Here is a 13227-nt window from a genome sequence, read left to right as displayed (position 1 = left end):
TTGATGATAAAGCGCCTTCTGCCGCCGCCTTCTTCAATGACCTCGGGCGGTGTCTGTCCCTACCCGCTGATGCCCTGATTCGCTCGAGCGTCGTGATCGGTCTGAGGGGATGGCAGACGGCAGTGCTTTCAATTGATTGCGGTTGCTCGATGTGAGTATACGCTGGTGGTGGAAGAGAAGACCTGTTCTTGGACGATATCCCGGCAATGATCCGGTACCACAATGCGGTGTCGATGCTGTCTGAAAAGAACTTTTACATGATTACGGCCCTGGAACACGACGAGTGGGTGGGCTTTCCCCAGAACTCGTCTGGTTATTTCGGCGATCCGTTGGGTAATCCACTAGTTGTGCACAGGCGCAGGTTTTGAAAGGGGGCCGCCCGTGGTTACCCACGGGCGGCCCCCCAGCAGCCTAACGATCAGCCCTTGCGCTTCGCCGGTGCGTCGCCCAGCTCGAAGGAATCAACGGCGGCCTCGGTGGCCTCAGCGTCGTCGGAGGCGGCCACGGTCAGGGCACCCACGGCCTTCGACGCGGCCTCCAGGTCGCCCTTCACGGACTCCAGAGCCTCCACCTGAGCCTGCGGGGCGCGCACCGTCACCGCCAGGAACGGGGTGCGCGGCGACACCTTCGCCTCAGACTTCACGCGACGCAGTGCGATCAGCGCAGAAGACGCGGCCTCCAGCACCGACGGATCGCCCTGGGCGCCGTCCAGATCCGAGGAAAGCGGCCACGGAGCAACGTGCACGCTACCCTCGCGGTACCAGCTCCACACCTCCTCCGTCACGAACGGCAGGTAGGGGGCCAGCAGGCGCACAACGTTGTCGATCACGATCGCCAGAGCCGCACGCGCCGACGCGGCCGCGGCCTCGTCCCACGCGCCATCACGGTTGTAGGCGCGCTCCTTGACCAGCTCCAGGTAGTCGTCGCAGAACGTCCAGAAGAACGACTCCGTGACCTCGAGCGCGCGAGAGTGCTCGTAGGACGCCAGCGCAGCCGAGGCCTCGTCGATGACGGAAGCCAGCGCGGCCAGCACCGAACGATCCAGCGGCACCGTCACCAGCGCCGGATCCAGATCAATCGCCGCACCCTCGCCGCCCATAGTGAGCGCAAACTTCGACGCATTCAGCACCTTGATCGCCAGGCGGCGACCAATCTTCATCTGCTGCTCGTCGAACGCCGCATCCAGGCCCAGGCGAGCCGACGCCGCCCAGTAACGCACGGCATCCGAACCGTACTTCTCCAGGATGCCCATGGGGGTCACGACGTTGCCCTTGGACTTGCTCATCTTCTTGTGGTCCGAATCCAGGATCCAGCCCGACAATCCCGCGTGCTTCCACGGCAGCGCCCCGAACTCCAGGTTGGCGCGCACCACGGTGGAGAACAGCCACGTGCGAATAATGTCCTGGCCCTGCGGGCGCAGATCCATCGGATACGTGCGAGCGAACAGATCCTCGTCATCCAGCCAGCCGCACGCCAGCTGCGGGGACAGGGACGAGGTCGCCCACGTGTCCATGATGTCCAGCTCGCCGACGAAGCCGCCGGCCACGCCGCGCTGATCCTCGGTGTAGCCCTCCGGCACGTCCGTTGAGGGGTCGACCGGCAGCTGATCCTCAGACGGGGTGATGATGTCGTCGTAGTTCACCTGGCCGTCCGCGTCCACGCGGTACCACAGTGGGAACGGCACGCCGAAGAAGCGCTGACGGGACACCAGCCAGTCGCCCTTCAGGCCCTTCACCCAGTTCTCGTAGCGCACGCGCATGAAGTCCGGGTGGAACTCCAGCTCGCGGCCGCGGCCAATGAGCTCCTCGTTCAGATCCTTGCCCGAGGCCGGGTTCGTCCACGCGCGGCCACCGTTACGGATGTACCACTGGCGCGAGGTGACGATCTCGAGGGGCTTGTCGCCCTTCTCGAAGAAGTTGGTCTGACGCATCGTCTTGGTCGGCTCGCCCTTCAGCTCGCCGGACTCGCGCAGGGCGGCCACCACGGCCTCGCGCGCTGAGAACGTCGTCTTACCGGTGATCTCCTCGAAAGCCGCGCGGCCCGCGTCCGTCGTGATCCACTCGGGGGTCTCGGTGATGATGCGGCCGTCCTTGCGCAGGATCGCGCGCAGCGGCAGCTCCAGGTCACGCCACCAGTCGATGTCGGTCGTGTCGCCGAAGGTACAGCACATGGCGATGCCTGCGCCCTTGTCCATCTCCGCCTCGGGGTGAGGCAGGATCGGCACCTCGACGCCGTACACGGGGGAGGCGACCGTCGTGCCGAACAGCGGCTTGTAGCGCTCGTCGTCCGGGTGGGCGATCAGGGCGACGCAGGCGGCCAGCAGCTCGGGACGCGTCGTCTCGATGCACACGTCGGCGCCGTCCTCGACGGGCGCGCCGGCGGCGGCAGCCTTCGCGGCGGCCTCGGCGTCCGTGATGTGGAAGGCCAGGCGGTGGTAGAAGCCCGGGTACTCGCGGCTCTCCAGCTCAGCCTGGGCGACCGCCGTCTGGAAGGTGACGTCCCACAGGCCCGGGGCCTCGGCCTGGTAGGCCTCGCCGCGCGCCAGGTTGCGCAGGAACGCGGCCTGGGCGACCTTGCGCGCACGCGCGCCGATCGTCTGGTAGTTCTGCTTCCAGTCCACGCTCAGGCCCAGGTAGCGCCACAGCGCCTCGAACTGAGCCTCGTCCTCGACCGTGAGGCGCTCGCACAGCTCCACGAAGTTCTTACGCGAAATCGGCTTCTGGTCGCGAGCCTTGATCGACTTGCCGTCGCCGCCCACGTGCGGGGGCTCGAAGTCGGGGTCGTAGGGCAGTGTGGCGTCGACGCGCACGCCGAAGTAGTTCTGCACGCGGCGCTCGGTGGGCAGACCGTTGTCGTCCCAACCCATCGGGTAGAACACGGACTTGCCGGTCATGCGCTGGTAGCGGGCCACGACGTCGGTGTGCGTGTAGGAGAAAACATGGCCGATGTGCAGGGAGCCGGATACCGTCGGCGGGGGAGTGTCGATCGAGTACACCTGCTCGCGCGTGGCGCTGCGGTCAAAAGCGTAGGTGCCCTGGCTTTCCCAGGCCTCACCCCACTTGGCTTCGAGGCCTTCGGGGGCGGCGCGGTCGGGCACGCGAGGCGCCTGCGCACGGGTGTTCATGGCCATAATTGAGTTGTCTCCATCCGAGTCGTGGACTGTGTGCCTCACTAGCCTACGTTTCCTCATGCATTTCGGTCCAATGCTGGGCCTGTGAGCTCCCGGCGCGTCGCTCACATGCGCCGTTACAAAAGTTCCTCTCGTGGCGCGGTCGGGTGAACGTGAGCGCGTGGGGATACCGTGGTGTCAGACGTGGGAGCTGGGACGAGGCCCCCGCTGGGAAGGGGATCATCGTGAGGACGCAATCGCTGGGTGAGCAGACCGTCGACCTGTTGGCGCGCCTCGTGCGCTTGGGCTGCGTCAACGACTTGACCGCCGACTCGGGCGGAGAAGAGCGCGCCGCTGACCGTCTCGAAGAGTTCTTCGTGGGCCTGCCCGTGTCAATCGAGCGGCTCACCCCGCACCCGGGGCGCACCTCGCTCGTCGTCACGGTCGAGGGCGCGGATCCGCGCAGCCCTGGCACGCCGCTGACCCTCCTCGGGCACACGGACGTCGTGCCCGTGGATACGGCCAAGTGGACGCGCGATCCTTTCGGCGCGCAGATCGAGGATGACGTCATGTGGGGGCGCGGCACCGTCGACATGCTCCACCTGACCGCAGCGATGGCCGTCGTAACCCGCGAGGTTGCGCGCCGCGCCCAGGAAGGCGCGCCTCTCGCGCGTTCCCTGGTGTTCGTGGCCGCCGCCGACGAGGAAGCCCGAGGAGGGCTTGGCGTCCCGTGGATCGGCGAGAAGCGGCCGGACGCCCTGCCGTGGGACGCTGCCCTGTCCGAAATGGGAGGGGCGCACATCTTCGGGCGCAGGGGAGGGGACAGCGTCGTCGTGGTCGTCGGCGAAAAGGGCGCCGCCCAGCGCCGCCTGCACATCCGGGGCGACGCCGGCCATGGCTCTGTTCCGCTGGGACGTACGAGCGCCGTCGAGCGGCTCGCCCAGGTGAGCGCGGCGCTGTCCGCCGCCCGCTGGCCCACCGCCACGGACGAGGTTTGGGCGGGCTTCGTGCGCGCCTTCGAGTTCGATGAAACGACCGAAACGAGTCTCATCAACGGTACCTACGAGGGCGACTACTCCGAGTTCGAGGACCTGGCGGCGTTCGCCCACGCGATCTCCCACGTGACCGTCGCCCAGACGGTCGCTCATTCGGGCGGGCCCATCAACGTCATGCCCTCCCACGCCACCCTCGAGCTGGACATCCGCACGCTGCCCGGCGTTAACGACGATGACGTGGACGCCGCCATTGCGGCGGCCCTCGGCGACCTCGCCGAGCACGTGACCATCGAACGCCTCCTGAGTGAGGCCGCCACGGCCTCGTCGATCGACACCGACCTGTACCGGGTGATCGAAGCGGCGCTGAAGCGACGCTACCCGGGCACGTGCGTCGTCCCCGTGCTCTTCCCCGGCGGATCCGACCTGCGCGTCGCCCGTCGGCTTGGCGGTATCGGGTATGGCTTCGGGGCCGTGGATAGCGGTGCGAGCCTCGGACAGGTGTACTCACAGCTGCACGCGCACGACGAACACATCGCACTGGCGGACGTGCGCGCGACCGCCGAGGTCCTCCACGAGGTCGTGACCTCGTACCTGACAGATGTGTGACACATAATCAACCGGTGTTACAAATGACCGCCTGACGAGGATCCTTCTCCCGCTGTTTCTCCTGTGCATACCGTAGATGTCGGCACTACCGCCAACACCTAACACAAGGAGACACCGATGCACATCGCACGCATCCCACGAACAGCAGCCACCCTCGCCTCCGTCGCTGCCATGATGTGTGCGACCCTCGCGGCCTGTGCTCCATCCGGCGGCGGCGCGGCCCAGTCGGCCTCCCGCGAGGGGACCATCGCGGTGGGCCTGCCCGGCTCCCTGTCCACGCTGGACACCGCCCACGAAACCGGCATCATCAACTACTACGTCGCGCAGGTCGTCTCCGAAGGCCTCCTGGCCGTGGGCAAGGACGGTCAGCTGATCCCCGCGATTGCCTCCGCCTATCACACTGACGACGCCCAGACGTGGGTCTTCGACATCCGCCCCGACGCCCTCTTCCAGGACGGGAACCCGGTCACCATCGACGACGTCCTCTTCTCTATCGACATCGCCAAGGACCCCGACAAGTCCCCGTCCTCCGCGGTCTACTGGCCCGCCGGCGTCCAGGCCGAGCAAAGCGGCGACAACCAGATCACGATCACCCTGCCCGCACCCGCCGTCAACTTCGGGTGGACGGTCACCGCGAACGGCGGACTGTGGATCACCGAAAAGTCCTTCTACGAGGCGGCCGCCTCCTACGGCTCCTCGGCCGACCTCATCATGGGAACAGGCCCCTACAAGGCCGTGTCCTTCCAGCCCGACTCCAAGGCCGTCTTCGAAAAGAGCGGTACCTGGTGGGGCGGCGACACGTCTGCCCAGACCATCGAGTTCGACTTCTTCTCCGACGAGAACGCGCGCTTCCTCGCGCAAAAGAACGGAACGATCGACATCTCCACCCAGCTGCCCATCGACCAGGTGTCGCAGTTCCAGGGCATTAACGGCGTGAGCGTCCTGACCGAGTCGGATCGCTCCTACGTGGGCCTCACCTTCGACCAGAACATCGAGCCCTTCGACGACATCCACGTGCGCAAGGCCATCGCCCATGCGGTCGACCGCTCCACCATCGTCTCCTCGATCCTCAAGGGCCAGGCGACGGTCGCGACGGGCATCGAGCCGCCGGACCAGCTGGGCAGCGAGATCGGCGAGCAGGCCGCAGCGGACGCCCAGGCGGGCCTGCCCATCGACTCCTTTGATCTCGACGCCGCGCGCGCCGAACTCGCCCAGTCCAAGGTACCCGGTGGCTTTGACGCCGAGCTGACCTACCCCTCGTCAATCCCGGACCTGGGTTCCGCGGCCCTCGCGATCGCCGACAACCTCAAACAGATCGGCATCAACCTCACCGTCACCTCCAAGCCCATCGAAGAATGGATCTCCGAGGTCGGCAGCGGCACCTACGGCCTGTCCTACATGAGCTACACCTCCACGACCGGCGACCCGGGTGAGGTGGCCGGGTGGCTGCTCGGCCCCGACAATCCCGCGCGCTACGAGAACGCGCAGGTTCAGGGGCTGATCGCCTCCCAGGCCACCCAGACCGACCCCGGCAAGCGCGTCACCGACATCGTCGAAGCCGAGCGTATCGCTCAGGAGAACACGATCTACTCGCCGCTGTGGTGGGGCAAGACATCGACGGCCTTCTCCTCGCGCGTCACACCAACGGAATACACGCCCTACTTCTTCATGACTCCGTGGGCCTCCTCCCTGGAGCTGGCCAAGTAAATGCTGCCCTACATCCTCCGCCGCCTCGCAGGCGTGGCAGTGGTGCTCACGCTCTTGTCCTTCCTGGTCTTCTCTCTCCTGTACCTGGTACCCGGAGACCCCGTGAAGATCCTGGTGGGCACGAGGCGCCTGACCCCCGAGGTTCGCCAGGCCGTGACCGCGCGTTACGGCCTGGACGAGCCCCTCGTCGTGCGCTATTGGCACTGGCTGACCCGCGCCCTCACCGGTGACTTCGGGGACTCGGTGCGCTCCGCAACGCCCGTCACCGACGTGCTCGCCTCGCGCGTGTCACTGACCGCCTGGCTTACCGTCGGCGCATTTATCCTCGCCGTCGCCGTCGGCGTCCCCCTGGGGATCGCAGCGGCACGGCGCCGTGGATCCTGGGTCGACCGCACAATCGTCGGCTGGTCGGTCGTCGGCGTATCCGCACCCGGATTCGCCCTTGGCCTCGTCCTCCTTTACGTCTTCGGCCTCATGCTCGGCTGGTTCCCCGTCTTCGGTGAAGGCACCGGCCTCGTCGACACCCTGTGGCACCTCACCCTGCCTGCGATCGCCCTCGCGACCGGAATCGGCGCGATGCTCGTGCGCATCACCCGCGCGGCCGTCGGCGCCGAGCTCAGCCAGGACTACGTGACCTTCGCGCGCTCGCGGGGAGTGCCACACAGGCGTATCACGGCCATGTACGTGCGGGGAGCGGCGCTGCCGATCATCACCTCGGCGGGCCTGATTCTGGGGACTCTCTTCGGGTCCACGGTGCTCGTCGAGGAGGCGTTCTCCCTGCCCGGCCTCGGACAGCTCCTCGCCGACTCCATCACCTACAAGGACGTTCCCGTCGTGCAGGCGATCGCTCTACTGGTCGCGTTCGTCATCATCGTCGTCACGCTGATCGTTGACGTGGCCGCGTTTGCGGTTGATCCACGTCAGACGATTGGTAAGGGGAGGGGAGCGTGATGACGCTGTCGTTTTCTCCGCGCACCCTGGGACGAGGCATTGGCTCCTCCGCGCGCAAGATCCCCGGCTCGGTGGTCCTGTCCGTGGTGGTGCTTGTCGCTGTCGCGATCTGCGTGATTGTCCCGTCCGTGCTGGTTCCCGGCGCGCTGGACCAGAACCTGGCACTGGGGGTGAGTCCTGCGGGCACCCCCGGTCACCTGCTGGGCACGGATAAGGTCGGGCGTGATGTCCTCGCCCTGACGGTTGCCGGCGCACGCTCCGCGATCATCGGGCCGATCGTGATCGCCGTGGGCTCGATGGTTGCCGGACTCATTTTCGGAATGAGCGCGGCGTGGCGCGGTGGGCTGTGGGATGCCTGCGTGTCTCGCTCGTGTGAGGTGCTCCTGTCGCTTCCCGTCACGCTCCTCGCGATCGTCGTCGCCGGTGTGATTGGTGGCAGCTATTGGGTGACGGTCGGCGTGCTCATCGTGCTGTTCGCTCCCTCGGATATTCGCATGATCCGCGCGGCGACACTCGCTCAGAAGCCTCAGCCCTACATTGAGGCCACGCGCGTCCTGGGCCTGTCCGGCCCTCGCATCCTCACTGTCCATATCCTGCCGAACATCACGCCGATCGTGTGGGCGAACCTTTTCGTCAACATCGCGTTCGCGCTCGTGTCCCTGTCTGGACTGTCCTACCTGGGCCTCGGCGTCGGGGCGCAGGATGCCGACTGGGGGCGCCAACTCGCGGACGGACGAGCCCTCCTCGCCCAAAACCCCGCCGCGTCAGTAGCCGCCGGCCTCGCGATCATCGTGACGGCCACAGCGATCAACATTGCCGGTGATTGGTTTGCTGAGCGCAAGGAGCGTGACCTATGAGCACCGCGACGACACGTGAGCGCAGCGACGGCCTCGTGGCCTCGCGTGTGAGCGTCACCGACCGCTCCGGAGCCCTGATCGTCGACGACGTCAGCGTGAGCGCACGATCCGGTCGCACCCTCGTCATCGTCGGAGAGTCCGGCGCGGGAAAGTCGATGCTCGCGCGGACGCTGTGCGCACTGACCCCCTCGGCGCTTGTCGCCAGCGGAACGGTGACGCTGGGAGGAGAGACCTTCGACCTGGCGGCGGATCAGGGGCGTTTGAAGAAGCAGCGCGGGGGAGGCATCGTCTGGTTGCCGCAGGATCCGTTCACGTCGCTCGCGCCGACGCTCCCGTGCGGAGAGCAAATCACGGCGGCGCGCACCGGCAGGCGCTCCGAGCGCGCCCAGCGTTCGCGTGAGCTCCTGGCCGATGTCGGCCTCGACGCACGTGTCGCTCGCTCGTACCCGCACGAACTCTCGGGCGGTATGCGTCAGCGCGTCGCCATTGCGTCGGCGCTCGACTCTGAGCCGCGCGTCCTTATCGCCGACGAACCGACGACAGCCCTGGACGTCACGACGCAGCGCGACATCCTCACTCTGCTGACGCGCCTGCGTGACGAGCGCGCCATGACGCTGGTGCTGGTCACCCACGACCTGGGGCTCGCGCGTCAATTCGGCGACGACGTCATCGTCATGAAGGACGGCCAGATCGTCGAAGAAGGACCGGTCAATGAGGTTCTGGCCTCGCCGCGTCACGAGTACACGAAGCGTCTGTCGGACGCCGAACCACGCATCGATGGACCGAACCCGCGCGAAGGGAAGTCCACGCCCGCTGGTGCGGAGACTATCGTCGAGGTGCGCGACCTGACCAAGGTGTTCCGTTCTCGCAAGGACTTGCACGTCGCCCTCATGGACGTCTCCCTGGAGATCGCGCAGGGAGAATCCATCGGCATCGTCGGTGAGTCCGGCTCGGGCAAGACAACGCTCGCGCGCATCATCGTCGGGCTGGAACACGCCGACTCGGGAACCGTCCACGTGAACGCGCAGGCCGATCGAGGACCGGCTGTCGGCATCGTCTTCCAGAATCCCTATTCGGCTCTCAATCCGGCGCGAACCATCGGGCAGACGCTCGCCGAGGCGGCTTCCGTCGCGGGTCGTCCGGCCAGCGATGTGGCCGAGCTGCTCGCCGCAGTAGAACTTCCGGCCGAGTACGCGAAGCGGCGACCCTCCCGCCTCTCGGGCGGTGAACGCCAGCGTGTGGCGATCGCGCGTGCGCTGGCGACGCGTCCGCGCGTCCTCATCGCCGACGAGGCGGTGTCCGCCCTCGACGTGTCCGTCCAGGCCTCCATCCTGGACCTGCTGACGCGCCTGCAGGCGGAGCAGGGTTTTGCTCTCGTGTTCATCACCCACGACCTCGCGGTGGCGCGCGCGATGTGCGACCGCCTCGTCATCATGAAAGGCGGCGTCGTTGTGGAAGAAGGATCGACTGAAGAGATCCTGCACAATCCTTCCGAGGAGTACACGGCTGAGCTCCTGAGCGCAGTGCCCGGGCGAGAAACGGAGTCCGCATGAGTACCACCCTGGCGACAACCCCTATCCGTCCCGGCGACAACGCGCGCGAGCAGCTGAGGGCTCTCGGCATCCCCGCTGCGCACGCCGCGCGGTGGGCAGCGATGGGGCCGGCGGTGTCCGCGACCCTGTGGACATACTCCGGGCACGCGCTCCTGGAGGCCCACCGGACGACCTCTGCTCACCGGATGATCGTCGATGCGTGTCTGCTGGACGGTGGCGACGCTGGGGCAGCCGCCGTCGAGTCCTCTCGAGCGTGGGAGGTTCTCATCCAGGCCGTTCTCGATGCTGTTCCACACGCCCCGCTCGTGAAGGCCGTGACGCGCGATGAGGGTCCCCTCTTTGAGGAGGTGCTTCGATGCCGAGGTTTTCTTGCAGCGGGATCGGTCGGCTCGCCTCTGTCCATCGACGACGACACTGACCACGGGCACGCCAGCGTGCGCGGATGGGTGCGGTGGAACGTTCGCCCCCAGGCGATTCCCGCGTATGTTCGGCAGAAAACCGACTTTACGTGCGGCCCGGCGAGCGCGCTCATGGCCCTTGCGCACGCGAGCGGATGCGCCCCTGACGAGGTGAGCCACGGGCTGCGAGACGAGATGGAGCTGTGGCGTGAATCGACGTACTCCCTTGGGGTGGGGCCCTACGGGTTGGCGGCCGCGCTCGCAAGGCGCGGACAAAGCGTCGAGGTGATCGTCAGCCACGAGGGGCCGGTCGTCGGGCTGACGCGCGCGCACGCGGCGTCCCCCGCAGCCCGGCGCGCCATCCACCGCCAGCACGTGGACGAGGCCCGAGCGCTGGGGGTTCGGGACCGTATCGGAACCTGGGACCTCTCGGATCTACGAGCCGCTGTGCAGCAGGGAAACGGTGTCATCGTGCTCGTCGACCTGGAGGACCTCAACGGTGAACAAACACCCCACTGGATCTACGTGTGGGGACTTTCGGGCGATCATGCGCTGATTCACGACCCCTGGAACGACGAGCAATTCGGCGAAACCTGGGTCGAAACCTGGCTGGAGGTAATCACGCTCGAACAGCTCTGGGAGTCGGCCCAATGGGAGGAAGAAGAACGTGCCAGGGCGTTCATCATTGTTCATCGCTGAGTCGCGCGCTCGCGGGCGCATAACGAGGCCGGGGCCGGGTCACGTGTTCGTGCAACCCAGCCCCGGCCTCGTTGGTGCGAGGCGAGCTCTCAGAGGACCATCGCCGCGATCCAGCCACCGACCAACAGCGGAATGTTGTAGTGGATGAACTCGGGGATGACCGTGTCTCGCATGTGGTCGTGCTGACCGTCGATGTTCAGACCGGCTGTCGGGCCAAGCGTCGAGTCGGACGCGGGAGAACCAGCGTCGCCCAGCGCGCCAGCGGTGCCGATGATCGACACGGTCGCGATGGGGGAGAAGCCGAGCGCCACGCACAGGGGCACGTAGATCGCCGAAATGATCGGCAGGGTCGAGAAGGACGAGCCGATGCCCATCGTGATGATCAGGCCGACCACGAGCATGATCATGGCAGCCAGTGCCTTCGAGCCGTTGAACATCGCGGAGGTCTGCTGGACGAGGGGCTCAATCTGGCCGGACGCCTTCAGGACGGACGCGTAGCCCTGTGCGGTGATCATGATGAGGCCGATGAGGCTCATCATCTTCATGCCTCCGCTAAACACGTCGTCGGCCTGCTGCCACGGGACGACGCGCATCGCGAGCATGAGACACAGACCCACGAGAGCACCCACGAGCAGCGGGTCGGCCTCGGAATCCATCTTGGTCAGGACCGCCTGGATCACGAAGCAGGCCACGAGAGCGACGACGGCCGCCCACACCTTCACCATGTTAACCGGCTTATCGTCGCCCGTGCTGAACTCGGTCTCCCGCTGCTCGTACTCGCGCGGCTTGCGGTAGGAGACGAACAGGGCGATGAAGCAGCCCACCGCCATCGATAGAGCGGGGATCGCCATGGCGGCCATCGGATTGACGACGCCCTCAACGGGCAGACCCGCATCCTCGATGTTCTTGTAGAGAATGTCGTTCAGGAAGATACGACCGAAACCGATCGGCACGAACATGTAGGTCGTGACGATGCCGAAGGTGATCGCACAGGCGACCATGCGTCGGTCCATCTTCAGCTCGTTCATGACGCCGATGAGCGGGGGAACCAGCAGCGGGATGAAGGCGATGTGAATCGGAATGAGGTTCTGGCTCATCACGCCCATGACGAGGACACCGCCGAGGATGCCCCACTTGGCGGAACGGGCGACGCGCGCCGAATTCGAATCGTCGGCGTTGCGTAGCTTGTTGATGATCCAGTTCGCCAGGAGGCGAGGCAAGCCCGAGTGGGCGACCGACATGGCGAACGCGCCGAGCAGGGCGTAGGACAGTGCGATCTTCGCGCCTCCGGCCAGGCCGTCCTGAAATGCGACCATGGTGCCGGACATGCCCATGCCGGCGACCAGGCCGCCCACGAGGGAGGCGACGAAGAGTGAGATGACGACGTGCACGCGAGCGATGCTGAGGACCAGCATGACGATCACGGAAAGCACGACTGCGTTGAAAAGCAACATGAGTGTTCCTGTGTTGAGGGTGCGCGACAGCGCAAAAATAGGAAGGTAAGCCGCGTCGCGGCAGGTGGAATCAGCCGAGATGGGAGTCGGCGTGGATGGAGGCGTCGACGGCACTAACCAGTGCGGTCGACAAACCGCCTTCCTCGGCGGCCAGCAATCCCGCGATTGTGGTGCCGCCGGGGCTTGTCACGCGATCAATGAGTTGCGCGGGGATGGTTCCATTCTCGCGCTCGGCGAGGAGCAGAGCAGCGGCCCCCGCCATCGCCTGTGCGGCGATCTCGACGGCGCTGTCCTTGGACAGGCCGTGCTTGAGACCAGCGCGGGCGAAAGAATCAACAATCTGGAAATACCAGGCCGGAGAGCACGAGGCCAGGGCCTGGAACACGGGGAAATAGTCCTCGTCGATGAGGATGGTGCGGCCGATCGAATCCATGAGGAATCGGACGGCTGCGACCTGTGCGTCGGTGGCGCGCGCGGCCGTCAGGGCGGTCATGGACTGCCCGACGGTGGCCGCGACGTTCGGCATGACGCGCACGAGCGGGATGCCCGCGCCGAAGTCTGTGGTGATCTGGTCGAGGGTGCGTCCCGCCGCCAGGGAGACGACGCAGACGTCGGGGTGGCCGACCACGATGGGGGAGATCTCCTTGATGACCGCGCGCTGGTCCTTGGGCTTGACGGCCAGGATGACGATGTCGGCCTGGCGAGCCAGGGACGCGTTCGAGGACGCGGCGGTCGCTCCGAGTTCGTCGGCGAGGTCGCAGGCCTTGGTGGCCGTGCGGTTGGAGAAGACCAAGGTTGCGGGATCGACGCCGGACGCGACGGCACCGCGAGCGATGGCCTGGGCCATGGCTCCCGTTCCGATGAATCCGATACGCATCAGGGTCTCCCGTGAAAGTTG

Annotated in this window: 9 protein-coding genes; 6 read left to right on the top strand and 3 right to left on the bottom strand. The window is 66.5% G+C overall.

All coding sequences use genetic code 11. The annotated features are described in order from the left end of the window. Window positions 1–418: 418 nt before the first annotated feature. Window positions 419–3130, bottom strand: coding sequence for a valine--tRNA ligase (gene valS, locus ACTODO_RS08535; RefSeq protein WP_003792985.1), 2712 nt, complete (start codon window positions 3128–3130; stop codon window positions 419–421). 224 nt (window positions 3131–3354) lie between these two features. On the opposite strand from valS, the gene ACTODO_RS08530 reads away from it, so the two are divergent. From ACTODO_RS08530 to ACTODO_RS08505, 6 genes are all read left to right on the top strand, one after another. Then, window positions 3355–4710, top strand: a complete 1356-nt coding sequence (locus ACTODO_RS08530) for a M20/M25/M40 family metallo-hydrolase (RefSeq protein ID WP_208853701.1) — start codon at window positions 3355–3357, stop codon at window positions 4708–4710. Window positions 4711–4827: 117 nt separating this feature from the next. Then, window positions 4828–6417 (top strand): ABC transporter substrate-binding protein, encoded by a 1590-nt coding sequence (locus ACTODO_RS08525; RefSeq protein ID WP_003792983.1) that lies wholly within the window; start codon window positions 4828–4830, stop codon window positions 6415–6417. Then, on the top strand, window positions 6418–7368 hold the full coding sequence (locus tag ACTODO_RS08520; protein WP_003792982.1) for an ABC transporter permease: 951 nt from the start codon (window positions 6418–6420) through the stop codon (window positions 7366–7368). It begins immediately after the preceding gene. Continuing rightward, the gene (locus ACTODO_RS08515) at window positions 7368–8225 is read left to right on the top strand and encodes an ABC transporter permease (protein ID WP_003792981.1); all 858 of its coding nucleotides are present in this window, start codon (window positions 7368–7370) and stop codon (window positions 8223–8225) included. Before ACTODO_RS08520 ends, ACTODO_RS08515 begins: the two co-directional genes overlap by 1 nt. Further along, complete coding sequence (locus ACTODO_RS08510; protein WP_003792980.1) at window positions 8222–9778, top strand: ABC transporter ATP-binding protein; 1557 nt, start codon at window positions 8222–8224, stop codon at window positions 9776–9778. The genes ACTODO_RS08515 and ACTODO_RS08510 overlap by 4 nt, the downstream gene beginning before the upstream one ends. Next, window positions 9775–10875, top strand: coding sequence for a peptidase C39 family protein (locus tag ACTODO_RS08505; protein WP_003792979.1), 1101 nt, complete (start codon window positions 9775–9777; stop codon window positions 10873–10875). The genes ACTODO_RS08510 and ACTODO_RS08505 overlap by 4 nt, the downstream gene beginning before the upstream one ends. Before the next feature lie 89 nt (window positions 10876–10964). Here ACTODO_RS08505 and ACTODO_RS08500 read toward each other — a convergent pair whose 3' ends face one another. Then, window positions 10965–12329, bottom strand: a complete 1365-nt coding sequence (locus ACTODO_RS08500; RefSeq protein WP_003792978.1) for a Na+/H+ antiporter family protein — start codon at window positions 12327–12329, stop codon at window positions 10965–10967. Between the two features lie 70 nt (window positions 12330–12399). Then, window positions 12400–13206 carry a pyrroline-5-carboxylate reductase gene (proC, locus tag ACTODO_RS08495; RefSeq protein WP_003792977.1) on the bottom strand — a complete coding sequence of 269 codons (807 nt, stop codon included), beginning with the start codon at window positions 13204–13206 and terminating at the stop codon, window positions 12400–12402. Between the last annotated feature and the right edge of the window lie 21 nt (window positions 13207–13227).

The sequence above is a fragment of the Schaalia dentiphila ATCC 17982 genome, from assembly GCF_000154225.1.
GTDB lineage: Bacteria > Actinomycetota > Actinomycetes > Actinomycetales > Actinomycetaceae > Pauljensenia > Pauljensenia dentiphila.
This window is presented reverse-complemented; position numbering and strand designations above follow the sequence as displayed.

Bases quoted from the DNA above. Each gene is read 5' to 3' on its own strand.
- ACTODO_RS08505 (WP_003792979.1), top strand. From the start codon at position 9,775: ATGAGTACCACCCTGGCGACAACCCCTATCCGTCCCGGCGACAACGCG.
- ACTODO_RS08510 (WP_003792980.1), top strand. From the start codon at position 8,222: ATGAGCACCGCGACGACACGTGAGCGCAGCGACGGCCTCGTGGCCTCG.
- ACTODO_RS08525 (WP_003792983.1), top strand. From the start codon at position 4,828: ATGCACATCGCACGCATCCCACGAACAGCAGCCACCCTCGCCTCCGTC.
- ACTODO_RS08500 (WP_003792978.1), bottom strand. From the start codon at position 12,329: ATGTTGCTTTTCAACGCAGTCGTGCTTTCCGTGATCGTCATGCTGGTC.
- valS (WP_003792985.1), bottom strand. From the start codon at position 3,130: ATGGCCATGAACACCCGTGCGCAGGCGCCTCGCGTGCCCGACCGCGCC.
- ACTODO_RS08515 (WP_003792981.1), top strand. From the start codon at position 7,368: ATGACGCTGTCGTTTTCTCCGCGCACCCTGGGACGAGGCATTGGCTCC.
- ACTODO_RS08520 (WP_003792982.1), top strand. From the start codon at position 6,418: ATGCTGCCCTACATCCTCCGCCGCCTCGCAGGCGTGGCAGTGGTGCTC.
- proC (WP_003792977.1), bottom strand. From the start codon at position 13,206: ATGCGTATCGGATTCATCGGAACGGGAGCCATGGCCCAGGCCATCGCT.